Source organism: Paenibacillus germinis (assembly GCF_013141785.1).
Lineage (GTDB): Bacteria > Bacillota > Bacilli > Paenibacillales > NBRC-103111 > Paenibacillus_E > Paenibacillus_E phytorum.
The window spans coordinates 1-24,227 of the sequence record NZ_WHOC01000115.1; the positions used below are offsets into that span (position 1 = coordinate 1).

General features: G+C 41.5%; 18 protein-coding genes and 4 pseudogenes. 16 read left to right on the top strand and 6 right to left on the bottom strand.

Features of this window, described 5'->3' with window-relative positions:
- The first annotated feature begins 196 nt into the window (after positions 1–196).
- From GC102_RS22030 to GC102_RS22040, 3 genes are all read left to right on the top strand, one after another.
- Positions 197–448, top strand: coding sequence for a hypothetical protein (locus GC102_RS22030; protein ID WP_171691403.1), 252 nt, complete (start codon positions 197–199; stop codon positions 446–448).
- Positions 449–1,488: 1,040 nt separating this feature from the next.
- Entirely contained in the window at positions 1,489–2,355 is an 867-nt protein-coding gene (locus GC102_RS22035) for an SMP-30/gluconolactonase/LRE family protein (protein ID WP_216628126.1), read from the top strand.
- Between the two features lie 29 nt (positions 2,356–2,384).
- Positions 2,385–3,443: a DUF4432 family protein gene (locus GC102_RS22040; protein ID WP_171691404.1), complete on the top strand. Its 1,059-nt coding sequence runs from the start codon at positions 2,385–2,387 to the stop codon at positions 3,441–3,443.
- A gap of 226 nt (positions 3,444–3,669) precedes the next feature.
- On the opposite strand, the gene GC102_RS22045 is transcribed toward GC102_RS22040, so the two are convergent.
- Genes GC102_RS22045 through GC102_RS22055 form a run of 3 tightly spaced genes read right to left on the bottom strand, consistent with a single transcriptional unit; the run spans position 3,670 to position 7,558 of the window.
- Complete coding sequence (locus tag GC102_RS22045; RefSeq protein ID WP_171691405.1) at positions 3,670–4,869, bottom strand: Ger(x)C family spore germination protein; 1,200 nt, start codon at positions 4,867–4,869, stop codon at positions 3,670–3,672.
- Positions 4,866–5,972 (bottom strand): GerAB/ArcD/ProY family transporter, encoded by a 1,107-nt coding sequence (locus GC102_RS22050; protein ID WP_171691406.1) that lies wholly within the window; start codon positions 5,970–5,972, stop codon positions 4,866–4,868. Before GC102_RS22050 ends, GC102_RS22045 begins: the two co-directional genes overlap by 4 nt.
- On the bottom strand, positions 5,972–7,558 hold the full coding sequence (locus GC102_RS22055) for a spore germination protein (protein ID WP_376769402.1): 1,587 nt from the start codon (positions 7,556–7,558) through the stop codon (positions 5,972–5,974). Before GC102_RS22055 ends, GC102_RS22050 begins: the two co-directional genes overlap by 1 nt.
- 439 nt (positions 7,559–7,997) lie before the next feature.
- On the opposite strand from GC102_RS22055, the gene GC102_RS22060 reads away from it, so the two are divergent.
- From GC102_RS22060 to GC102_RS22105, 10 genes and pseudogenes are all read left to right on the top strand, one after another.
- Positions 7,998–8,657: a GntR family transcriptional regulator gene (locus GC102_RS22060; RefSeq protein ID WP_171691436.1), complete on the top strand. Its 660-nt coding sequence runs from the start codon at positions 7,998–8,000 to the stop codon at positions 8,655–8,657.
- Positions 8,658–8,848: 191 nt separating this feature from the next.
- Positions 8,849–9,919 carry a mannonate dehydratase gene (gene uxuA, locus GC102_RS22065; RefSeq protein ID WP_171691407.1) on the top strand — a complete coding sequence of 357 codons (1,071 nt, stop codon included), beginning with the start codon at positions 8,849–8,851 and terminating at the stop codon, positions 9,917–9,919.
- A gap of 290 nt (positions 9,920–10,209) precedes the next feature.
- A pseudogene (locus tag GC102_RS22070) lies at positions 10,210–10,736 on the top strand (MFS transporter); the annotation flags it as partial.
- A gap of 75 nt (positions 10,737–10,811) precedes the next feature.
- Positions 10,812–11,769, top strand: a pseudogene (gene glpX, locus GC102_RS22075) (class II fructose-bisphosphatase).
- A gap of 439 nt (positions 11,770–12,208) precedes the next feature.
- The gene (locus GC102_RS22080) at positions 12,209–13,501 is read left to right on the top strand and encodes an ABC transporter substrate-binding protein (protein WP_171691437.1); all 1,293 of its coding nucleotides are present in this window, start codon (positions 12,209–12,211) and stop codon (positions 13,499–13,501) included.
- Between the two features lie 63 nt (positions 13,502–13,564).
- On the top strand, positions 13,565–14,443 hold the full coding sequence (locus tag GC102_RS22085) for a carbohydrate ABC transporter permease (protein WP_171691408.1): 879 nt from the start codon (positions 13,565–13,567) through the stop codon (positions 14,441–14,443).
- A 3-nt stretch (positions 14,444–14,446) separates the two neighbouring features.
- On the top strand, positions 14,447–15,262 hold the full coding sequence (locus GC102_RS22090) for a carbohydrate ABC transporter permease (protein ID WP_171691409.1): 816 nt from the start codon (positions 14,447–14,449) through the stop codon (positions 15,260–15,262).
- Positions 15,263–15,285: 23 nt separating this feature from the next.
- Positions 15,286–15,828 (top strand): annotated as a pseudogene (locus tag GC102_RS22095) (enolase C-terminal domain-like protein).
- Between the two features lie 26 nt (positions 15,829–15,854).
- Positions 15,855–17,612, top strand: a complete 1,758-nt coding sequence (locus tag GC102_RS22100) for a sensor histidine kinase (protein WP_171691410.1) — start codon at positions 15,855–15,857, stop codon at positions 17,610–17,612.
- On the top strand, positions 17,609–19,243 hold the full coding sequence (locus GC102_RS22105) for a response regulator (protein WP_171691411.1): 1,635 nt from the start codon (positions 17,609–17,611) through the stop codon (positions 19,241–19,243). Before GC102_RS22100 ends, GC102_RS22105 begins: the two co-directional genes overlap by 4 nt.
- 333 nt (positions 19,244–19,576) lie before the next feature.
- Here GC102_RS22105 and GC102_RS40110 read toward each other — a convergent pair.
- The 3 genes and pseudogenes from GC102_RS40110 to GC102_RS39605 all read right to left on the bottom strand — a co-directional run.
- Positions 19,577–19,663 (bottom strand): annotated as a pseudogene (locus GC102_RS40110) (hypothetical protein); the annotation flags it as partial.
- A gap of 38 nt (positions 19,664–19,701) precedes the next feature.
- Positions 19,702–20,043: a spore germination protein gene (locus GC102_RS39600; protein ID WP_281367692.1), complete on the bottom strand. Its 342-nt coding sequence runs from the start codon at positions 20,041–20,043 to the stop codon at positions 19,702–19,704.
- Positions 20,044–20,056: 13 nt separating this feature from the next.
- Positions 20,057–20,515: a spore germination protein gene (locus GC102_RS39605; RefSeq protein ID WP_246321053.1), complete on the bottom strand. Its 459-nt coding sequence runs from the start codon at positions 20,513–20,515 to the stop codon at positions 20,057–20,059.
- A 302-nt stretch (positions 20,516–20,817) separates the two neighbouring features.
- Between GC102_RS39605 and GC102_RS22115 the strand changes: the two genes are divergently transcribed.
- The 3 genes from GC102_RS22115 to GC102_RS22125 all read left to right on the top strand — a co-directional run bounded on the left by GC102_RS22115 (position 20,818) and on the right by GC102_RS22125 (position 23,580).
- Entirely contained in the window at positions 20,818–22,503 is a 1,686-nt protein-coding gene (locus GC102_RS22115; protein WP_171691412.1) for a GMC oxidoreductase, read from the top strand.
- 127 nt (positions 22,504–22,630) lie between these two features.
- Positions 22,631–23,185 carry a hypothetical protein gene (locus tag GC102_RS22120; protein ID WP_171691413.1) on the top strand — a complete coding sequence of 185 codons (555 nt, stop codon included), beginning with the start codon at positions 22,631–22,633 and terminating at the stop codon, positions 23,183–23,185.
- A 191-nt stretch (positions 23,186–23,376) separates the two neighbouring features.
- Positions 23,377–23,580, top strand: coding sequence for an ABC transporter permease family protein (locus GC102_RS22125; RefSeq protein ID WP_171691414.1), 204 nt, complete (start codon positions 23,377–23,379; stop codon positions 23,578–23,580).
- Positions 23,581–24,227 lie beyond the last annotated feature (647 nt).

A 24,227-nucleotide genomic window follows, 5' to 3' on the forward strand; every position in this document is an offset into this window, starting at 1 on the left:
GCCTATCATGCCCGCCACTCCATATAAAATCGCATTCTATTTTACCCACCTCGAGTAGCGAGGAAGCAATAAATCTAATCCCGTTTCCAAAGTAAATGTCCCACTCTCATGGCTTAATTTCAATGATATTATTATGAATTAGAGCTTTGCACCACAACCACGAAAGCTGTCAGTAGAAAAGAGGAGGGCTAATCCTATGAAATTTTGCCTATACGACAATATACAAGAGCAGGTCGTTCTTATAGAAAATAATTTACTGTCAGCTTATTATTTGAAGACTGAATACGGACTATCCAGTGATATTTCCGTACTTCCAATCCTGTCAAAAGATGAGTATTTGTCTTTTCCCGCTTCGTTTCGAGGAGAAGTTAGCGGTCGCTCTTATTTACTATTTAAGGTTTCGGGTGTCGTGGAGCGAAGGTATGATCAAGTTATTGTTCGGGATTAGGACATTGCCTCCAGTCACTGGATCGAATTGTTGGCAAAAAATCCATAAACTGTAAACTGAATCCGGTACATTTACGGAGATCATTCTAGGCGGCCAAATCTCCAATAGCGGCTTTTTGTTCGCTCACACTTTTCAAGAGGGATTGGCATCGCAAGGCATAAGGACGGATGTTTTAATAAGTCAAGATACACTTACAAGCACTTTTAAAGGGATTATGATTACGTCAGGGGATAGTTTAAGGGATCTCCAAAACATTGAGGGTAGTTCTGATGGTTCTGGTGCAATTTTCTAGTTTGATTATGCTGTCAAACCAAACAATTTATTGATTAATTCAACTTCAGACAGGGCAGACGAATGATTGCATTCGACCTGCCCTTTTCTTATCATATGCATGAGGCCTTGCTCCTCCAATTTTTCCAGTAGCTGCGAAATAACACCTCGGGTTAATCCGAACTCGCCAGCAATGCAGTCCAGTCCGGATACTTGCTTAGAAATTCCAGTTACAAGCCATTTTTTTCGGAGGTCTCCATAGGGGCGTCATTAGTCCATTACTTATATTTTTAAAGGCGTTTTACTGGTTGATTCAGCGTTTAAGCAATTTGTAGTCGTATTTGGCTTTCCAACCGTAGGAAATGGCTCAATCATCGTCCAGGCTTCAAAGATCAAGAATCATAAAAATCGTATCCTTGAATACTCTGATGTTAGAAGGATGAGCGGAATGGAGAAAACACCGTTTGAAATTCATTGTAGCTACGAACATATATAATATTATTAGAGGGAGAAAAAAAGTCAGCGAAAACGGTACGATTAACGTGCCAGAAGAAGTATCTCGGAATCAAGTTTGATCAAGAGAAGGTACATCAAGCTAAGTAATACCGCGAATATGGAAGATATCCGTATGACAATGACCGCCATGCAAGCGCGAGATGGTTTCTGCTTAAGCCGAATGGACACCGGGCAGATGACAAGCGTAAAACAGCAAAGAGTTATATACTTTCATAGTCGGTTTTTGCTTCATGAGGCAATTGGGAGGGGTATCTGTGGACCTTGTACCAGCATGGATGGGAAAACAAGCGATTTTGCCTGATGATAGAGCATTCGTATTTTTCGACGGCATCTTTACAAACCCACAGCTTAATCACCCGGAAGGGATTGCAATTGATTCGCAAGGAAATATCTGGTGCGGTGGAGAGAAGGGCGAAATATATCGTATAGATCGAGATGGATGCGCAATCGAACAAATTGCTTCAACAGGTGGTTTTACTCTTGGGATAGCCTTCGACGGACAAGGCAATTTATTTACCTGCGATATGAAGTATGGTGCAGTATTCAGATTGAACATAAGAACAGGCTATCTGTGCCGTTTTGCCGATGGCGATGGAATATGCAAAAAAATGCGAATTCCCAATGTTCCGGTGGTGGATGAAAAAAACGGATTTCTTTATGTAAGCGACAGCTTTAATCAGCATCAATCCGGACCGGGGATATGGAGGTTCGATCTGCAATCAGGAAAAGGGCGGCTCTGGTACGATTTGCCCTTACGTTTTGCCAACGGCATTGCTTTGTCAAGCAATGGAGATGCGCTTTATGTAGCGGAATCATTCGGAAGATGTGTTGATAAAATTCCAATCCTGGCAAATGGCCAGCCGGGACAGAAGGAAATAATCACTAAAGTGGATGCGGTGCCGGACGGACTGACGTTGGATCCGAAAGGACGTATCTACATTAGCTGTTACGAGCCTTCACTAATTTATCGCTGGTCGGAGAGTGACGGACTGGAACTACTGATTTATGACAGGGATGCAGTTACGCTTTGCCATCCTACCAACTGTGCGTTTCGTGGGAAAGATTTATTTGTCTCCAATTTAGGACGTTGGCATATCACACGGATTGCGAATGTTTTGTAGATATCAAGGAGTCGGTGGAGGGAGAGGCATTGTCACGATACAGGCCCCAGCGAAACTACGGATGCCGGATTCATGATCAATATACTTACTTTGGGATGCGAACGATTGTACTGGAAAATAATTTGGTAAGGATATCCATATTAGCGGGTAAAGGTACGGAAATTTTTGAGTATTTGTACAAACCTAAAGATCTTGATTTTATGTGGCTTACTGAAAATGGCGTGCAGAATCCTCGGGATTATTTGCCGACATCACCTGATCCCATTTCGACATTTGTCGATTATTATCCTGGTGGGTGGCAGGAAGTATTTCCCAACGGGGGGCCTACAAGTGTTTACCTTGGTGCGCAGTTCGGGCAGCATGGAGAGGTGGCGCATATGCCCTGGGACTATGAAATTGATGAAGATACCGTGGAACGAGTTGCTGTCAGCTTTCGTGTCAGGACGAAAAAGATGCCTTTTCAGTTAACAAAAACAGTATCACTAAGAAATAATTCTCCCACACTCATACTGGAGGAAAAACTGGAGAATTTAAGCGATATTCCTTTGCGGTATATGTGGGGACAGCATATTGCGTTTGGCAAACCGTTTTTGCGTCCCGGGTGCAGAATTTATTTGCCGGATAGGGCGAAAATCATAACCGAGTCTGTGGAATCCCCCGTATCTACACCTGGGAGAGTTAGGCGAGGCGTTTCTTATGATTGGCCTTATGGTTTGGATAAAGAAGGAAGGGCTATTGACTTCTCAGTTCTACCGTCAAAGGGTACGCCTTCAGAAATGATCTACCTATACGGTTTTGGCAATCAAGCTTGGTATCGGGTCGAAAACAAATCTCTTGATATGGGAATGAAGGTAGCTTGGGATGGAGCGGTTATGCCGTATTTATGGTATTGGCAGGAATTCGGAGCTTCCAAAGGTTACCCATGGTACGGAAGAAATTACAATATTGGTCTGGAGCCTTTTTCTAGTTACCCTACACTAGGGCTGGGAGTGGCAGTTCGGAATAACAGCGCCGGAATTGTAGAATCCAGAGGGGTTAAAAGCTTTTGGCTCAAAGCTACACCATATTCTTTAAATTCAATATCCTAAAATTATTACTCATAAAGCTTTCCCAGGGGCTCATATATCTTATTTATCACTTGGGTTGGACCTGGTAGGTTGGGGTACAAAACAAGCAAAATAGCAAGAATCCAACCCAAAACCGTTAGTACAACAAAGGCCACATTCTCCTTTTTTTGATTTTGTTTTATTTTAAACAAAAGAAAATAAGCGGGAAGTAACACGAAGATTGTTATCCCGAATATCTCAAGCCAAATCACTTTTTCCTCACCTCTTTTTCTGTTCGGGTTGCACCTTCGTCGACTAAACCAGTACGAATTACTTTCGTTTTAGCTTCGATCTTCAGTTCGATCTGAGGGAATATTTCATCCCAATGGTCTTTCGTTTTTATCCACTCCTTGGGGAAACCTCGGTGAAAGGCTCCCGCAAAGTCGAAGATGTCCGCATTCATCTTTTTCTGAACTAGGGAAAGAGTCTTTTTCACTCGATTTTCAATTTCTTCACTTAGATCCTTTTCCACTATTTTCATGAATTTTTCTTTACTCAAGCTCAGGTTTGTTGTATTTTGAATCACTTTGTAATTTGCTTCAATCTTGACTGTCATACGCCATTTTCCGTCCGTTACTTGAGGAATAAGTTCCGTATGACTTCTTATCAAATTGAACGACACTATGCCCTTTGATTCTTTTGGAGTAATCGTAATTACTCCGGAAGTCATTTTATTGGTCAACCAGAGTACTTCAGGTGTCATCTTTTCATCGATCCGCCCAATCATTTTATTTTTCTTAAACACCGCGGTTCCTTTCATTGAGGCAATCGTTTGTTTTTTATTTTTGCCCGGCTCTGGCGGTAAGATTTCAATCCATGGCAGAGCTGCGGCACCGGTCTCATCGCTTAACATTAATGCTAAATCTAGTGCCGTCACTTTCAAACCGGTGTGGGATTTCGCCATCTCCCGGAGTACTTCCGCGGAGTTTCGTTCAAGAGGAGGCAGTAATTCAACAACATCCTTTGCGTTCCCTTTGCAGATAAATACAAATGCATGTTCTCGTGGCCCCTGATCCCGCATTATAAAGTCAAGATGGTCACGAATGTCATTCTTCGCAAGCTCTTCACCGATAATATAAACATCGGTTTGCCCCCAGAAGACTTTGCGTGGAAGTTTCGATTGCAACCCCGATATGGAGTCAGCCAATGCAACTCCCTTCGCCGATCTCATGAATGTTTGCCCAGTTCCACCACCACCGCTCTCTGCTCCCATTTTTTCACCAGCCGTTTTGGGAGTGTACACTTGTGCGGATACTTCGATGGTTTCATCATCCTTTTTATCAATACCTACCGCCGTAATCAATGCCACATCATTGATTTCCACTCTATCCCAGCAACCGTCAAGCAACAAAACTACAAGAAAAAGGAAGGGGAGTTGTATTATTGGAATGTTTCGAAATAAAATCATCCATCTACTTCCCCCTTTTTCTGTTGAAACTTTTTTCGAACCAAAGCGACCAATAATAGTAGCATTGGGATCAATATCAAAAAAGTCGTAGCATTAAAAGGACCTGTAATACCGACGAGGTACGACAATTCCTCCTTATTGGTCGCTGCCCAAAAGCTGAACACTACAAGCAGAGCCCCAAGTGGAAAGATGATTGATCGATAATTAGTGAGATTCAACCACTGCGAAGTGCCAAGAACAAGAACATAATACATCATGGATATTTTAGTAAATGCCCCCAATAACCAAATAACCATCACGATCGCTTCCACATGTGTCAGAAAGTCAGCAAGGCTGATATACCTAGCCAAGGTCATTATCGGGAAGGAAATACTTCCGGCAATTCTACCATATAAGAAAAGTGTTGCCAGATTCGTTATTACGAAAGTTATTGTTGCGGTAATTATTGAAATGACTACCCATTTCGTTCCTTTTTCCCTATCCGCTAAGAAAGGAAGAAAGAAAGAAGCTTGCATGTATTGACCAAAACCTGCTAAGGCGATAAAGGAACCTTTGAGAGAGGGGGTCAATCCATTCTCCATGATAGGAAACAAATGCTTAGTATTCATGTCTGGAATGACCAAAAGAGCGATCATAAGAATGAGAAAAATCATGGCTGGTATGCAGACACCTGCAATCCTTCCTAGTACTTCCAAGCCTCCGTATACAGCATAACTACAAATCAGTACCATACTTACCATGATGATAAGGATTGGAGTTTTAGTAAAAAAAAGCTCCACTATGACTTCTCCGTATTGCCTAACCACTAAGCTAGTAAGTTGTAGAAAAAACAACATGTAAATAAAGCCGAATATTTTCCCAGGGATGCGACCCATAATATGCGTGCTAAATTCAATGATACTCATATTCGGGTAGAGCTTATTCAGACGAATTATGAAAAATATGAATAGAAATGCACCCAAACATGCCCAAATCGGCGATAACCACATATCTTGTTTCGCATGTTTCGCAATAACAGCTGGCTGTAATAGAATAATTGATGACATCGCTGAAAATAATAGTATGCCCATTTGCATGGCTGAAATTTTACCTTTTTCAAGCATCAGGATTCATCCCCTCTTGTCGGATCTGGTTTCTGTCCGTGAGACTGCCGGTATGTTTTATCTTCTCCTGTTAAATGAGGACGGCTGTTCAGCTTCCAGATCGGAGCACGAAATAACACATCTTTCAAATCACGACCTTTCATTGGAGCCAGTGGAGTCAGATACGGAACGCCAAACGAACGCAGCATGCATAGGTGTGTAAACAGAACGATGACTCCCATCATCAGGCCGAGCAATCCCAGCATACCCGCAAGAAACATGAGAGGGAAACGCAACATCCTTAATGCAATTCCTGTTGTGTAGTGAGGAATTACAAAAGAAGCGATTCCAGTAATCGCCACAACCATGACCATTGGTGATGAAACAATACCGGCTGCGGTCGCAGCTTGACCGACTACAAGGGCTCCTACAATGCTAACGGCCGCACCTACCTGCTTGGGCAACCTGACACCTGCTTCACGTAGCGCTTCGAAAGTAATTTCCATCAGTAGAGCCTCAACGAGAGCCGGGAACGGAATATTTTCACGGGAATTTGCAATGCTAATCAAGAGAGTACTTGGAAGCATTTCTTGATGATAGGTCAAAACGGCAACATAAGTAGAAGGACCCACTAAGGCAATCGAAAAGAAAAGGTAACGTAACCAACGAATCAATGTACCTATCATAAACCTTTGATAATAATCATCAGGTGATTGCAATAAGGAAAAAAAGGTAGTTGGCGCGACCATGGAAATAGGAGTGCCATCGACTAGAATGACCGAGCGTCCTTCCAACAGAGCCGCGGTGGCAACATCAGGTCGTTCTGTTGTTAATAATTGAGGGAAAGGGGAAAATGGACTATCTTCGATAAACTCCTCGAGATACCCACTTTCCAACACACCATCAATATCAATTCGTTTCAACCGATTTGTAATCTCTTCGATCAAGGTAGGATCAGCAATGCCTTCGATATAGGCGATCATGATCTGGGTTTGGGAATAGCGCCCAATTTTCAATGGTTTCAATTTTAGTTGCGGACTTTTGATCTTTCTTCGTAAAAGTGAGGTATTCACAGCTAATGTCTCTGTGAACCCTTCACGTGGGCCTCGTACAACAGATTCAGCCTGGGGCTCTTCTATCCCACGCTTTTCCATCTTCGCCAATCCAAAGGAGATCCCTTGCTTTTCCCCCTCAATGAGAATTACGGGTTTCCCTATTGAAATTTGTTCGATAGCAACGGAAAAATCATGGACTTCCTTCATGTTGGAAACTGAGATCTTCTTTTTCAGATAAATAAATGAATTGTTCTGTTCTACCCCTGTTTCCAGCATAAGTGGGGCAAGAATATGCTGATCGATCAACTCTGTGTTTGACATGCCCTCAATGTAAATAATGACTGCATTTGTTTTTCCGCAGATTATAAAGTTATGAAAAATGACATCCGGACAATTCGCATAAACGGACTGCAAAATTTGTAAGTTTTGATTCAATTCCATGAAAAACGGATATTCTTGTTGTTTTGTAACAAACTGTTCTTTATTCCTTGATTGATGAGAACGGAAATGAAACCATTTTTTGTTAAACACAAAGTATCCTCCTCGTACCATTAATATGTACCCAGCTTTGAGTATAGATGAAGACTAAATTTATGATTTGTCTAAATGCCAGAAAATATCCATATTATTCTATGTTAGTGAATTTTTATTTTGGGTTTGTTTTACTTGCTCGAATCATCCTGTACATGGGGTTTCGGCTGCATAAAGGGGCGCACACAACGATTATGCGATCGATAAGCCACGTTCTTCTAACATCTTCACAAAATTTACTAATGCTGTACCCGTAGATACATCTCACTGTTAATAAAATAATGTTTTCCCTTGAATAAATTCTGCTTTTCCAAACCGATCACTTTGTACCAGAACCTAAACACAATTTTTAAATAAAACTATGTATTTTATTCTTTTCAAATGAATACTAGTATGGTACCATACTAGTATGTTAGTATATTGAGCAAAGAGGGTGGGTTATTTGAATATAGATTCGAAAATGAAAGCCTTGTCAACAAAAGATTCTATCTATTCTCTTTTAAAAGATGACATTTTGAAATTGATTCTTTTGCCAGGTGATCGAATTTCCGAAAAAGAAATCTCAGATAAATTTAAAGTAAGTCGAACACCTGTTAGAGAGTCCTTTCTTCAGCTATCACAAGAAGGGCTATTAGATATTTATCCTCAAAAAGGGACATGCGTTTCGCTAATTGATTTAAATCTTGTGGAAGAAGCAAGGTTCATGAGAGAGAATTTAGAGATTGCTGTTATTAAGTTAGCTTGCGAAAACTTTTCACAGGAAAAACTATTTTCATTAGAGATGAATTTAAAAATGCAAGAAATATGTATGCAAGAAAAAAATCACGCACAGTTATTCCAACTTGATGAAGGGTTTCATCAGACAATTTTTGAAGAATGTAAAAAAAGCAATATTTGGTTGATGATTCAACAAATGAACTTGCCCTTTCATAGAATCCGTATGTTAAGATTAGCAACCGATTTTAATTGGGAAAACATTTATCATCAACACGTAATGATTGTAGAGGCAATTAAAAATAAAAAACCAGAAGTAGCTGTAAAGGTTATACAAGAACACTTAACAATGGTTGTTTTTGATAAAGAAAAACTAAAAAAAGAGTTCCCTAGTTATTTTAAGTAAAACTTTAAAAAAAGAATGAAATAGATCATTGAAGTTATAGTGCTTAACTATCTTCAATTCTATGTAACTTATTTGTAAGCGCTACCTAGTAAGACTGCTAAATGAAGGAAAGTTCAAAGCGGTGGCTATGACGCCGTAGTTGAACTAAGTAGAAAATATATGCAGAAAAGTGCAGAATAATGGGGTATATCATGAAAATTACATTTAGATGGTATGGTAGAGGAAATGATACCGTTACTTTAGAACAGGTCAAACAAATCCCTGGAGTCAAGGGAATTGTCTGGGCATTGCACAAAAAGTCTGTTGGAGAGGTATGGGAAAAAGAAGAAATTAAAGAAGAGATCGAGTATATCCAATCATTTGGATTTCACACGGATGTTGTTGAAAGTGTAAATGTTCATGAATCGATTAAATTAGGCAATGAAGATCGCATGATGTATATAGAAAACTACAAAGAGACGATTCGGAATCTTGCAGAGGCTGGGGTAAAAGTCATTTGTTATAATTTTATGCCGATTTTTGATTGGACCCGTACTGAAATGTTTCATCCTTTGGAAGACGGCTCAACTGCTTTATTTTACGAAAAAGGAAAAGTGGATAATTTAGATCCTCAGGAGCTAATTAATACGGTAGCAGCAGCTACAGATTTAACGTTGCCTGGATGGGAACCAGAAAAGGTGGAGCGTATTTCTGAATTATTTGAATCCTATAAAAATGTAGATGAAGAACAGCTATGGGCCAATTTGGAAGTTTTCCTTAAAGAAATATTACCTGTAGCAGAGGAATGCGAAATAAAAATGGCTATTCATCCGGATGATCCACCTTGGTCCATTTTCGGCTTACCACGCATCATTACTGGAGAATCAAGTTACGAAAAACTAATCGCCATATCGGATTCACCATCGAATGCGTTTACTATGTGTACAGGTTCAATGGGTGCGAATCCTGAAAATGATATGGTTCAAGTAGCTAAGAAGTATGCTTACCGTGCTCCATTCTCCCATATCCGTAATGTGAAAATTTATGAAAACGGTGACTTTGTGGAAACTTCTCATTATACACAAGATGGTTCCATTAATGTGCAGGGCGTTGTGGAAGAATTAAATAAGCAAAATTATACTGGCTATGTAAGACCAGACCATGGTCGTCACATTTGGGGAGAGATTTGTCGCCCAGGTTACGGATTATATGACCGAGCTTTGGGAATTATGTATTTACTTGGATTGTGGGATGCACATGAAGCAAGCAAAGCAGGTAATTAACAATGATCCCAATCCATGAAAACTTAACAGGTAGAGTTGCAGTAATCACGATGGCAGTGGTCGCGTGCATCGCTTGAAACCGACTTTGCTTTCTGAAAAGCACTTGCTAGACTACAAAAAAAGCGACCGCTTGTTAACTTGAATTATACTAAAACGTTTTATCGTAGATAAAATGTTCATATATGGGTTCATATTTTGAAATAAATTGATAGCTTTTCCGAAAGAATCCACACACATTTTTGCAACCGATGGGGGAGTTATTTATGTTTTCACAAGGTAGAGGAATTGTAATTCTTTTCTTGTTTTTAGCAGGTGTAATTAACTATTTAGACCGTTCTGCATTGTCCATTGCAGCCCCGTTCATTCTAGATGATTTATCATTAACAGCAACTCAGGAGGATTCGTATCGGATTTCTTCTTTAAAAAATTCGCCCCAAAAGGTGTTTTATTCTCACGTAAACTTGTGCTTGTAACATGTTTGTTCTTAGCAGCGGTTTGTATCGGCTTAGCTGGTATTGTAACAACAACAGTTGATGCAGTTACACTTGTTTCACTTTCTGTGTTCTTCTTATATTTAACAGGTGCTATTTACTGGGCCATTATTAATGATGTTGTAGACAAAAATAACGTTGGATTAGTTGGTGGCTTCATGCACTTTTTAGCTAATACAGCTGGAATAATCGGACCAACTTTAACGGGTTTTATTGTGGATACATCAGGAACATACACAGTGGCTTTCTTGCTTGCAGGTGGTTTAGCTGTATTTGCATCACTTGCAGTTATTCGCTTCGTACGCCCGATTATTAAATCTGCGTAACAGATTGTTTCAGCGAGTGTTGAAATATATATGACTTTAGGCAAACCCAAAAAAATGTAGGCTAGGGGGAAAACAATGGAACGGGAACTGGCTTTGGAAATTGTTCGTGTAACGGAGTTAGCGGCGTTGGCATCAGCTCCTTGGATGGGCAGAGGAGATAAAAATAGTGCAGATGGTGCAGCAACTTCAGCCATGCGTGCAATGTTCGATTCGGTTTCGATACTGGGAACTGTTGTCATTGGAGAAGGTGAAATGGACGAGGCCCCAATGCTATATTTCGGAGAAGAGGTTGGCAGCTTGAACGGTCCCGAAGTGGATGTGGCGGTTGATCCGCTTGAAGGAACAGAACTTGTGGCAAAGGGCTTGAATAATGCCATGTCTGTGATCGCTGTCGCAAATAAGGGGAATTTGCTGCATGCGCCGGATATGTATATGGAAAAGCTAGCCTTTGGTCCTGCATTAGTTGGCCTACTCAGTATTAGCGATCCTTTGGATGTGACCCTCAAAAAAGCGGCAGATAAACTAATCAAAAAGGTTTCTGATCTAACGGTGATGATTTTGGACCGAGCACGTCATGAAACGACCATCAACACATTGCGAAATGTTGGAGTAAGGATCAAATTTCTATCAGACAGAGACGTGGCTGGAGCCATGGCGCCTGCCTTTCCGGAGGCGGGTATTGATTTGTATGTGAGGTCTGGCGGAGCTCCTGAGGGGGTACTGGCTGCAGCTGCCCTTAAATGATTAGGGGGAGCTGCGTTTGATGCCAGCTGATGATAATGAGTTTAACCGATGTATCCAGATGGGGATTCATGATCCCTATAAAGTTTTGACGATGGAAGATATGGTAGGTACCGAGGATGTTATTTTTGCAGCGACCGGTGTGACTCCCGGGGAATTTTTGGGTGGTGTGCAGTATTTCCCGGATCAGCGCGCAGAAACACATTCCATCGTCATGCGTGCCAAAACTAAAACCATTCGATTTATCCGCTCCCTGCATTACTTGCCGAATAAGACATTACTAAATAAGTAAAACTCGATAATGATAGTCTAGAACGTTATTTAAACGTGTTTGACTGTCATTCTGTATTAAGTGGGGATTAGATGCCTATAGTGCTTGAATATATCAGGGGGGTATAGGAAGCTGAAGCTTATCTAAGCCGCTATCTGAAAGGGTGAAAAGACCCCAGAAGATAGCGGTATTTACGTTGTGCCATTGGAAAACCAATATTTATCTGATTTTGACAAGAACCTTATCTCATTCCCAACCTCCGCTATTTAAATTGCTCGGAACCTATATTGTAACGAAGAAAATGTCTGCACATTTAAACTGACTACAGGTAAGTTATCAATGTTTCACATGCGTTATTTCGATTCATACTAATATCAATTACGATATTATCTATCAAGGTCAATCTTTGAAATAGAATTAACAGGAGGGGTCCAAAGTGAAACAAAGTACGAAAAAGTGGATGAATATAAGCTTGGTTATGATTATCGCTTCAAGCCTTTTGGCCGGATGCGCTACGAAAAAGGAAGCCGAACAACCGAAAAGCACGAGCAAGCCATTCGAAGGTAAAAAGATCACTTTTGCAACGGCGAATCATCCTTGGGCGGACACGATCAAGACGTTACTACCGGACTTTGAAACTAAAACGGGAATGAAGGTGGAGGTACAGAGTTATGTAGATGAGCAGCTTACCCAGAAGATGACCGTACAGTTTACCTCCGGCTCAACAACACCCGATGTATTCATGTACCGTCCGCTACAAGAAGGGAAGCAGTTTACGAAAAACGGATACTTGCAGCCCATGGATGAGTATGTAAAGAAAGATGCTAGCTACGATTTTAACGACTTTTATAAACCCTCGATTAGCGCTACTACATTCGATGGTAAACTAACCGGAATTCCGCTTACTACGGAGCAGGAAATCCTATACTACCGCAAAGATTTGATTGAAAAAGCCGGCATTTCAGTACCGAAAACGATTGACGAACTGGTAGCTGCAGTAAAAAAACTACACGATCCGAACAATGGGGTCTACGGCTTCGTAGCCAGAGGACAGCGCTCTGCGCTAGTAACGCAAGTATCCTCATTCCTCTTTTCTGAAGGCGGCGACTTTATACAGGGAGATAAAGCAACAATCAATACACCCGAAGCGATAAAAGCATTCACTACTTACGGAACATTACTGAAAGATTATGGTCCTCCGGGCGTACTGAATATGTCCTGGCCTCAGGCAATGGGCGTCTTTGCTCAAGGAAAAGCCGCTTTTTATACCGATGGGAATTCGTTCTATCAAAATGCTACAGATCCTAGCAAATCCATCGTTGCGGATAAAGTCGGATTCGCTACGTTCCCTGCTGGAAAAGCTGGGGCTAAGCCTGCTAGCGTCATCTCGTGGGGACTGGCTATGAATGCGAAGTCGGCTGATAAAGATGCGGCATGGGAATTTATTAATTGGGCTACCAGCAAGGAGATTGTGCTAAAAACACAGCAGAAAGGCGTCCAAGGTGCACGCGCATCAGTATGGAATAACCCTGAGGGCACCAAAAGCTTTCCTAGCGAGTTGGTTAAGGTTATCAAAGAATCATCTGAAATCGGAGTTAGCCATGACCGTCCGGTTGTCATCCGTGTAGGCGAAGCCCGCGAAGCGGTGGGTGGAATCGTATTGAGAGCGATACTGGGTGAAGATGTAAAAGGTGAAGCCGATATTGCAAATAAAATGCTGCAAGATATTATCGATAAGGAAAAAACAGAATAACTATACCAACAAAGGGTCATTTTTTGGCCCTTTGGCTACCTAAATTGAAAGTGGTGAAATGATATGTATCGCGGATGGGTTGACCGCAACTTGAAATGGATTTATACGATGCCTGCGGTACTTTTTGTATTGCTTATGATGGTATTTCCTATTTTGTATACGCTGCGAATCAGCTTTTATGAATGGGATATGTCGGCCGTACAGTCTCCAAAGTGGGTAGGTCTTATGAACTACACAGCATTATTATCAGATCAACGTTTTTGGCATTCGGTTGGAGCAACTTTTTATTTTACCTTTGCAGCGCTTGTGTTTGAAACGGTATTGGGTATAGCCATTGCCCTATTGCTATATCGTGATTTCCGCGGCAAAAATGCAGCTAAAACGCTGTTCCTGCTGCCAATGGTCGCCACACCAGTCGCCATGGGGTTAGTGTGGTTGCTTATTTATGAGCCGACGATCGGAGTTGCTAACGAGCTTCTTAGATTTCTAGGCCTAAAGCCTTTACTATGGTTAGCTTCTCCAGATCAAGTTATTCCATCTTTAGTGATCATCGACGTATGGGAATGGACTCCAATGATCACTTTGATCGTTATGGCAGGATTATCCACAATTCCATCCGAGCCCTATGAAGCGGCGGATGTGGATGGCGCAACCGCATGGAAAAAGTTTTGGCACATTACGCTGCCGCTGCTGCGACCGACGATTATCGTAGCCGTCATGCTGAGACTGATCGATGTATTAAAGACATTCGATATCATTTACGGGACAACGCAGGGCGGCCCTAATTTCGCATCGGAAACATTGAACGTTTATGGATATACGCTCGGTTTCCAATACTTCAAATTAGGTACGGCATCTTCCCTGCTCATGATCTTCTTTGTGCTCGTCATGGCGTTAACATTAGCTATGATATGGGTACGAAAGCGATTGGAGGCAGCTTAAGGAATGAAGAAAAGTAGTCATTTAATGTTCTTGCATTCGCTGATCATGTGGATCGTCATAATCGCGTTTGCATTCCCTTTTATTTGGATGGTTCTTGCCTCTTTTAAAACACATGCGCAGATTATGTCAACCGGCAACTTTTTTATTTTTAAACCAACGATGGAAAACTACGTCAATGTCTTTAGACAGTATGAATTCATGCGGTTCATAACGAATAGTTTAATTGTTGCTATCGGCTCTACAGCAGGCGCATTGCTTTTGGGCTTGCCAGCTGCCTATGGAATCGCAAGATATAAGCTTCATGGCTTAGGGCTCACGATTTTAATTGCGCGTATTGTCCCCGGGATATCATTCTTAATTCCTTGGTATATGATTTTCACAAAACTGCAATTGGTCGATACGTATACTTCTCTTATTCTAAGTCATATGCTCGTCGGAATGCCGTTTATCATTTGGATTATGATCTCGTTCTTTGAGGCATTGCCTTTGGAAATTGAGGAAGCAGGACTAATTGACGGTTGTACCCGAACGCAAATGTTTCTCCGCATTATTTTACCTATATCAGGACCTGGGATTATTACATCTTCGCTATTGTCCATGATTTTCTCATGGAACAACTTCATGTTTTCATTTATTTTGGCAGGGGACAAAACGAAAACACTGCCGATTGCGGTGTTCAATTTTATGTCTTATACAGAAATCAATTGGGGAGCTCTGATGGCGGCAGCTTGCATTATTACTCTCCCGATCCTCATCATCGCGCTTGCAGCCCAGCGGTATATCGTTAGCGGCTTGGCGGCAGGTGCGGTAAAAGGGTAAGTCAATCGATTAGAAAGGAATGGATGGATAGAAAGAGAATAACAGATTATAAACTATATAAAGTCCTTCCGCGCTGGCTATTTCAAAAAATCGAGACCGATGAAGGTATTTTCGGTTGGGGGGGGGACCTGTCGTCGAAGGACGAGCCGATACGGTGAAAGCGGCAGTCACCGAACTGATGGAATATTGAATAGGCAAAGATCCTTTGCGTATCGAGGATCACTGGAACGTCATGTACCGCGCTGGATTTTATCGCGGAGGACCCATGAGGCTTTACGTGAAATTGCGAATCATACGTCGATTCCGATTGCGACTGGGGAAAGAATGTACCCCCGATGGGATTTTAAATCGCTGCTTTCGGATGGATGCGTAGATATTGTACAGCCTGACTTGTCTCATGCAGGTGGTATTACCGAATGAAAAAAAACGCGTCGATGGCGGAAGCTTACGATGTGGCGATCGCTCCACACTGCATCAACGAAGAGCATGTGATCAAAATGGCTTCTATCGGACATAATTGGACCAACCCGGTATGGAGGCATAAAGACGGCTCGGTTGCCGAATGATAAAAGAGAAATGGGGATGAACGACGATGGCGATTCGTATGAATACTTTCAAAAAACTCGTCATTCTCATGTTTTTAGTGTTATTCCCCATTCTTTTGTTATACAGCTATTCAAACAAAGTGAGCGTCGATGTCGTAACGGAAGAAATCCAATCCTCGAACTTGAACCGGATGTCCTTTTTCCAGTACCAAATGGATACGGCGATTGACCAACTGTCCATGTCTCCGGTGATTATTAGCTCCGATCCGACGATTCGCGAATATATCGATTTTCCGAGCAGTTCTCTCTTCGAACGGTTAAAAACAGAATCTAGGGTTTCCAGAAAGTTAAGTTTGCAGAGCGTTTCAAGCGGATGGATCAATGATCTATCGATCTTTTTGCCTAATGAGAAAAAGGCGCTGTCGTCTAATATTTACGTCTCCTATGACGATCGTTTTGTAGGAAAAAATTTGACGCAAAACTGGGTATACGAAAATCGTAATTCCAGTGAATCGCAGGATCATGTTTTTGTCAAACAGATCGTAAACCCAGAATTGGCAAACCGGTTTGAACAGGTATCGACGATCTTTCAAGTAAGCTTTCCGGATGTGAATATCATAAATATGCTCGATCAATTTAAGGCGGGGGGAAAGGGAGATCCATTTTTTTATGACCCTCGCTATGAGCCTATTGAAAATAGTACCGCCCAACAAGAGCTGACTCAACAAGTGCTCGATTTGATAAAGCCTAAATTAACCGATGAATCGGGCAAATCCGTCATTTCGCTGAATCGCCAGCAATATTTTGTAACTTACGTTAAATCGAAGAATATAGGCTGGTACCTGGTTGATTACGTTCCATTGCAGCAAATTTTGCACCCGATAACGAGCAGCCGTAACTTATTTTATATCTCGATTTCACTATTGCTCGGCTTAAGTGTACTTGCATCCCTGCTGTTGTATAGGCATGTGCAGATACCGATCTTGAAATTAGTAAACAGTGTGCAGCGCTTGAAAATGGGGGATTTCTCTACGCGAATTCATTATAAGCCGAACAATGAGTTTGATTTTCTCATACGCCGTTTCAACGATATGGCGGAACAGATTCAAGCGCTGATTGATTCTGTATACAAAGAGAAAATCCGTTCCCGGGAAGCGAATCTGAAAATGCTGCAGTCGCAAATCAACCCGCATTTTTTATATAACTGTCTATTTTTCATTGTCAATACGGCTATTCTTAAAGATACGAAATCCGTCGTTGCTATGGCTCAAAATCTTGGCAGCTATTACCGGTATACGACTAGGATTGAAAATCAATCCGTTCCGATTCGCGATGAACTCAAACTGGTTACAAATTATTTGGTGATCCAAAATCTGCGGCTGCAGAAGATTCACTACGACATTTCCGTTCCGGAAGACATGAAAGAGCTGTTCATTCCCCGCCTACTGCTGCAGCCGTTAGTGGAAAACGCAATCATCCACGGACTTGAGCCCAAAATCGGCGACGGTAAAATTCTCATCAAGGGCGAGATGGATCAAGATGAGTACCGATTAATCGTGGAAGACAACGGTGTCGGCATGCCGCCGGAGGAATTAAGAAAGCTTCAATATGAAATGGAGCTTCCAATGAATGAAGAAATGGGATGCGGCGTATGGAATGTACATCAGCGGATGCTTTATCAATTTGGCGAAGGTGCGGGATTGATTGTGGAGCGTTCCGATCAAGGGGGAATAAAATGCACACTGAAGTGGAAGCAATTGCCGAATGGTGGGCTTCCGGAATTGCCGGGAGGAAATAAGAGATGACCCGCTTGTTAATCGTTGATGATGAAATTCATGTAGTGGATAGACTGGCTACGGCTATTTCATGGGAGCAGATTGGGATCGAGGCTGTGTTCAGGGCGTACTCCGGCTTTGACGCATTGGAAATAATGAGCACCCATTCGATCGATATCATTATATCGGACATTCGCATGCCCGGTATGAACGGTTTGGAGCTTATCCGTGAAGTACGCACCAAATGGCGGAACACCAAATGCATTTTGTTGTCGGGACATGCCGAATTTAAATATGCGCAAGAAGCGATTCAGCACGAGACAGCTGGTTATCTGCTGAAACCTGTGACGGATGAGGATTTGCTGCAGACGGTGGACAGAGTAAACCGAAATCTAAAGGCAGAATGGGAATGGATTATTTCCAATCAGAGGAATACACGTACCTTGAGGGAAAATCTCCCTTTGCTGAGAGAATCATTACTTCATGATCTTCTGCAGGGAAGACGCATATCGATGCAGACTCTGAAAGAAAAAATGGAAATCTTTCAAGTGCCTGCTTTGATCGGCGAGCCGTTTGCCATGATGATGATCCGGCTGGAGAACCCTTTTATCCATTATGATACGACGAACTTGTCGTTGATAGAGTTCTCCATAGGCAATATTGCCGAGGAGCTTTTCGGGGAACGGTTTGAGTTATGGCATTGCAAGGATGCGCACGATTTCTTGGTGTTTGTCGTAAAATGGAAGTCGATCGAGGGGAATGAAGCGGAAGTCGGCGGTGATTGGAAACAACATATTTTGGAAAGCACGGCATCCGAATTACAGGAAATTGTGAAAAAATATTTGAAGGGAAGTATCTCGGTGTTGGTCAGTAGGTGGTGCAGCTTTCCCGATGGTATCGCCACCCTTTATAACACATCCATTTCGGCGCTTCGTAAAAAGGTTGGCAGCGAGCAGGAGTTATTTATGACGATTTCCGATGAACTCGAGCAGATCGAAATGAGGTCCTTGCACAATCTGTACGAGTTCCCCACTTTGTCCCACCTGCTTGAGGAGGGGCGTTGGGATGCTGTCGCCCAAAAACTCCATCATATTTTTGATGAACTTCAAATGAAATGGTCAGATTCGGAGGAGCATCTTCTTGAAGTGTTCTATTCGATATCCGCCTCATTCTCCTATATTGCACATAAGAGCGGCAGGCAACTCTCGCAACTGATCGGCGATGATTATAATAAGCTTATCGGCAGCAATCCAGTTCGTTCGATCCATCAGTTACAGGACTGGGCGACCCGTGTGCTGCAGTGCTTTGAAGCGGACATCGAGCATGAGAGGAGTGATTCACGGGAAACGATGACCCGTCAGATTCGAAAATTTGTGGAAGATCATTTGTCCCACGATGTATCCATACAAGCAATTGCAGATCATTTATATCTACATCGCGTGTATGTGTCCAAAATTTTCAAATTAAAAACGGGTGAAACGTTAAGCGAATATATTCACCGTATCAGAATGGAGAAAGCAATCAATTTATTGAAAAGCAGCGATGATATGGTATATGAAATCGCAGCCCAATTAGGTTATCAAAGGGCGCATTCGTTTATCAACGTGTTCAAAAAGCATTACGGAGTTACACCGCAAGAATATAGGGATACTCACCGCTAGTTGGCGCGAGTCGAGGTTACCGTGAGGGGGTATTTAATGGACAACTGTACACGGCTTTCCGAAGAAAAAATCATTGCCATTCTGAGGGGCATTCCGGAAGACAAAGCGGATCAAATCGCGGAAACCTTGATCCAAGGCGGCATTCGCCTAAGCTAGCTACAATAGAATAATTGATGACATCGCTGAGTATAATAGTATACCCATTTGCATTGGTGAAATTTTCCCTCTTTCAAGCATCAGGATTCATCCCTTTCTTGTCGGATCAGGTTTCTGTCCGTGCGACTACCGGTATTTATTATCTTCTCCGATTAAGTCGGAGTGGCTGTTCAGCTTTCAGAGCGGAGCAGTTGGAAGCATTTCTTGATGATAGGTTAAAACGGCAACATAAGTAGAAGGAACCACTAAGGCAATAATAACGAACGAAAAGGTAACGTAACCAACGAATCAACGTACCAATCTTAAACCTTTTGATAATAATCGTCAGGTGATTGTAATAAGGAAAAAAAAGTAGCTGGAGCGAGCATGGAAATAGGAGTACCATCGACTAGAATGACCGAGCGTCCTTCCAACAGAGCCGCGGTGGCAACATCAGGTCGTTCTGTTGTTAATAATTGAGGGAAAGGGGGAAATGGACTATCTTCGATAAACTCCTCGATATACCTACTTTCCAACACACCATCAATAACAATTCGTTTCAACCTATTTGTAACCTCTTCGATCAAGGTAGGATCAGCAATGCCTTCGATATAGGCGATCATGATCTGGGTTTGGGAATAACGCCCATTTTTCAATGGTTTCAATTTTAGTTGCGGACTATTTGATCCTTCTTCGTAAAATTAAGGTATTCACAGCTAATGTCTCAGTGAACCCTTCACGTGGGCCATGTACAACAGATTCAGCCTGGGGCTCTTCTTTCTCACGCTTTTCCATCTTTGCCAATCCAAAGGAGATTCCTTGCTTTTCCCCCTCCATGAGAATTACGGGATTCCCTATTGAAATTTGTTCGATAGCAACGGAAAAATCATGAACTTCTTTTATGTTAGAAACAGAGATCTTCTTTTTTAGATAAATAAACGAATTGTTCTGTTCTACCCCTGTTTCCAGCATAAGCGGGGCAAGAATATGCTGATCAATCAACTCTGTGTTTGACATGCCCTCAATGTAAATAATGACTGCATTTGTTTTTTCGCAGATTATAAAGTTATGAAATATGACATCCGAACAATTCGTATAAACAGACTGCAAAATTTGTAAGTTTTGATTCAATTCCATGAAAAACGGATGTTCTTATTGTTTTGTAACTAACTGTTCCTCCTTGATTGATGAGAACGGAAATGAAACCATGTTTTGTTAAACACAATGTATCCTCCCTGTACCCAGCTTTGAGTAATGATGAAGACTAAAATTATGATTTGTCTAAATGTCAGGAAATATCCATATTATTCAATGTTAGTTAATTTTTAGTTTGGGTTTGTTTTACTTGCTAGAATCATCCTGTACATGGGTTTCGGCTGCATAAAGGCAAATTCCGCCACATATATTTTTACGAATGAAAAGAATGGAGGTGTGAGTCTTTGAAGGTTTATGTTGCTGATGATGGTGATACGCTGAGAAGCATTGCTGAAAAATATCATGTCGGAATACAAGATCTCCTTTCATGTAATCAACACATTACTAGTCCCGATCAGCAAATCAAGGGAGAAGTAGTAAAAATCTCATCTCCAAGTATGAAACTCAGGAACCCGGCAGCTATACCCCATTGTGAACCTGAATCTCAATCCGATTATTTGGATCAGTGGATTCCCCTCACTTCGTTGGAACAAATGGCACAAATCGAATATGACGTTATTATTGTCGGTACAGGAGCAGGAGGAGGAGCGGTTCTTTGGAGATTATGTGAACAGTGGGGAAGAAACGGGAAACGAATCGGTGTCATTGAAGCCGGAGATCTTTTCTTACCAACAAATGTACAAAACATCCCTACGATGAATGCTGAACGTTATGGTAAATTCTGGGCGAATCCAAAGTTTTGGAAGCGAATTGGAATGTCCTGGCCGGATCATTTACATGAAAATACCCTTTTTCCGGAATCATCTGAGCTAGCTTTTAAACAGTTTCTCGCTTTAGGTGGAAGAACAGTCCTTTGGAACGCAGTGTGTCCTCGAATGCATACTGCCGATATTGTGAAGTGGCCGGTCTCGTTGCAAGATATGAACCTTTACTACAATATTGCAGAACAGGTCATGAACGTCAGTCAGTCCTATACACATGGATCTTCAATAACACAAATCCTTCTATCCCAGCTTAGGAAAGGCGGATTTCCCGAAGCAACCGATGAACCGATTGCTGCTGACTTAGCAGAAACCAAATATGGAGAAATCCATTCCAATGTGTTTTTTAGCTCAATCTTATTTCTTGCGAGAGCTTTGAATAAGCGACCTTTTGACTTGGCTATAAAGAGCCGTGCCGTCGAATTGCTAACTGAAAAGGGAAAAGTGGTTGGCGTAAAAGTCGTGTCTTCGGACAAAAAAAATTATTTGCTTAAAGCGAAGACCATTGTTTTATCAACAAGCACGTTTGAAACCCCACGTATTTTACTTCATTCTGGGATCTCAGGGACAGCAATCGGTCATTATCTTACGAATCATTCTAGAGTGGTTGGAACAGGTATTGTTTGTCGCGATGATTTTCCCGAGATCTTAGGTACGCTCGGTATTTTGATTCCACGGACGGTTGATCGTCCCTATCAAATACAGATTCATGGACCAGGAAAAAATTCGGAATACTATTGGTATGCTTATAATGAAAAACCATTGCGTAAGGAGTGGGAGATCGATTTTATCGGTTCAGGTATGGTTGAGTCACGATATGAAAATAAAATAGTCCTTGATCCCCTCATGCGAGATGAGTACGGGGTGCCAGAGTTAAAAGTGCAATTCTCATACAGTGAGAGAGATGAGGATATCATTCAAAAAATGGGTGAGGGTCTAAAACAGGCTTCTTCCACCTTAAAAGCTCCCTTGGTTTCAGAAATTTGCCGAAAACTTCCCGGAGATGAGATTCACGAGATGGGAACATGCCGTATGGGTGATAATCCTTCCACTTCGGCTACCAATCCATATGGACAAATCCATGGCGTATTAGGTCTTTATATAGCCGACAATAGCGTTATTCCCACTAGCGGAGCGGCAAACCCCACCCTCACCACTATTGCCCTAGCTATTCGAACAGCGGATTATATCATCCAACAGTTTAAATAGATGAATAGAAATGAAACTAAAGCCGGATATTGAATTAGGCTTCTTTTCTGTGTGATAATCAGGACACGAGAACCATTGGAAAACCAATATTTATCTAATTTGTGGAAAAATAGGGGCGGTACCGCCAATGGGACTATCCCAAATAAGTGAAATTCATAAAAAGATCGCAGTAAATCTAACCAGATTTATTCGGCTCTTTTTTTTGCTATTTGTTGGGATCATTCGTGAGCAAGTAAATGAGAAAGTAATGAAATCGTTTTTTCGGGATATCATTGAAAATGAAACAGACAAATACTTAAGAAAAATCAACTTGGAGACATTATGTATATTAACTTGCCTTGTTAAAGCAGCTCTTGAGATTATACTTGATATTGACAATGATGATGATCCATTCTTATTGATTATAGTACTCCACTACTTCTCTCTCTTCTACGAAGGAAGCAATGAAATCTTGCGAAAAATCGAATCTAATAAGTACAGTTTCCACGAAGAGGCTAAGTTTTATCAAGTAAAAGTGACAAATAAATTCGAATTTTTAAAACACTTAAATTCTTGTAGAAGTTTATTCTTACTCATCTACAGTGGGACTATTTTTCCCTTTCAGATGTATTTGGTTCCGTTGTTCAAGGGATATCAAAAGTTAGGTCTCTACAATACCTTCGGCGGCATGCTCTTATTTTAAATTGCAATTACCATTCCATTCTGCGTCTTTTTATTGCGCAATTACATGACGACGCTGCCTTACGAAATTGTGGAAGCGGCACAGATTGACGGTTTTCATAGTTTTGGTATCTTACTCGAATCATCGGTCCACTGCTGCTGCCACCAATTTCCGTCCTTTTCTTGTTCCAGTTCACGTGGATTTGGAACGACTTGGTTTTCGGTCTGACGTTGTCCCGATCGGAAAAGGTTCGTCCAGTTATGACAGGTCTGGCGACAATGCAAGGTATTTACTTCCGCTCAGGTGTGACCACATTGTTAGCCGGAATCGTATTGACTTCGCTGCCAACGGTGTTGCTGTTCTTCGTTCTACAGCGCAATTTCATTAAGGGTATGCTGCTTAGCGTAAAATCATAATGGTTCGTTTTTTATAAAAGAGTGGACGTAAGACGTGAACTGGAATCCTTGATTGCTATGAACGATCAAATCAGTCACGTCTTTTTTCTGTATTAAGGTTTCCTAAAAAGTCACCACCAATATCAATTCATTCAAAGTCGAACTCGAAAAGTTCTCATAATAAGGTGTTGAGGGGCTAGCTTCACGGTAGTTCCTTTTTTGTTTATTAAAGTAACGACAGTATAGCGGAGCAACACGAATGACAAACTAGGTAAGACAATATACGGGAAAGATCATGGAAAAACTATGTCGCTTCCAAGTAGTCCTAAGAATTGTCGCCGTTAACCGACTGTAATTCGTAGCGATACACGACGTCCTTCTTAGAGGTGATTCGTCCTTCTTATTCTTAAGCGTGTGAAAGAGTAAAGCGAAGGTTTAGGGTGTTATATATATGTGAAAGCTGAGTTGTAAACAATAACTTTACCACTATTATTATCTTGTACGATAGAATCACACGGCAACTTTTAAATAATAAGATCCTTGTATAATCAATCAATATACCAGCCTTGACGAGAGTCCATTCGTAAAAAATAACAAAAACAAAAATAATACAAGAAATACAAAATCTCTCCCGTTGTTCCTTTTTCCGCATCATTTTATAATCAAAC

What these genes read in the sequence shown, in the direction of transcription:
- GC102_RS22030 (WP_171691403.1), top strand. Translation starts at nt 197, where the DNA reads ATGAAATTTTGCCTATACGACAATATACAAGAGCAGGTCGTTCTTATA.
- GC102_RS22045 (WP_171691405.1), bottom strand. Translation starts at nt 4,869, where the DNA reads ATGATTTTATTTCGAAACATTCCAATAATACAACTCCCCTTCCTTTTT.
- GC102_RS22050 (WP_171691406.1), bottom strand. Translation starts at nt 5,972, where the DNA reads ATGCTTGAAAAAGGTAAAATTTCAGCCATGCAAATGGGCATACTATTA.
- GC102_RS22055 (WP_376769402.1), bottom strand. Translation starts at nt 7,558, where the DNA reads ATGGTACGAGGAGGATACTTTGTGTTTAACAAAAAATGGTTTCATTTC.
- GC102_RS22060 (WP_171691436.1), top strand. Translation starts at nt 7,998, where the DNA reads ATGAAAGCCTTGTCAACAAAAGATTCTATCTATTCTCTTTTAAAAGAT.
- uxuA (WP_171691407.1), top strand. Translation starts at nt 8,849, where the DNA reads ATGAAAATTACATTTAGATGGTATGGTAGAGGAAATGATACCGTTACT.
- GC102_RS22080 (WP_171691437.1), top strand. Translation starts at nt 12,209, where the DNA reads ATGAATATAAGCTTGGTTATGATTATCGCTTCAAGCCTTTTGGCCGGA.
- GC102_RS22085 (WP_171691408.1), top strand. Translation starts at nt 13,565, where the DNA reads ATGTATCGCGGATGGGTTGACCGCAACTTGAAATGGATTTATACGATG.
- GC102_RS22090 (WP_171691409.1), top strand. Translation starts at nt 14,447, where the DNA reads ATGAAGAAAAGTAGTCATTTAATGTTCTTGCATTCGCTGATCATGTGG.
- GC102_RS22100 (WP_171691410.1), top strand. Translation starts at nt 15,855, where the DNA reads ATGGCGATTCGTATGAATACTTTCAAAAAACTCGTCATTCTCATGTTT.
- GC102_RS22105 (WP_171691411.1), top strand. Translation starts at nt 17,609, where the DNA reads ATGACCCGCTTGTTAATCGTTGATGATGAAATTCATGTAGTGGATAGA.
- GC102_RS39605 (WP_246321053.1), bottom strand. Translation starts at nt 20,515, where the DNA reads ATGGAATTGAATCAAAACTTACAAATTTTGCAGTCTGTTTATACGAAT.
- GC102_RS22120 (WP_171691413.1), top strand. Translation starts at nt 22,631, where the DNA reads ATGGGACTATCCCAAATAAGTGAAATTCATAAAAAGATCGCAGTAAAT.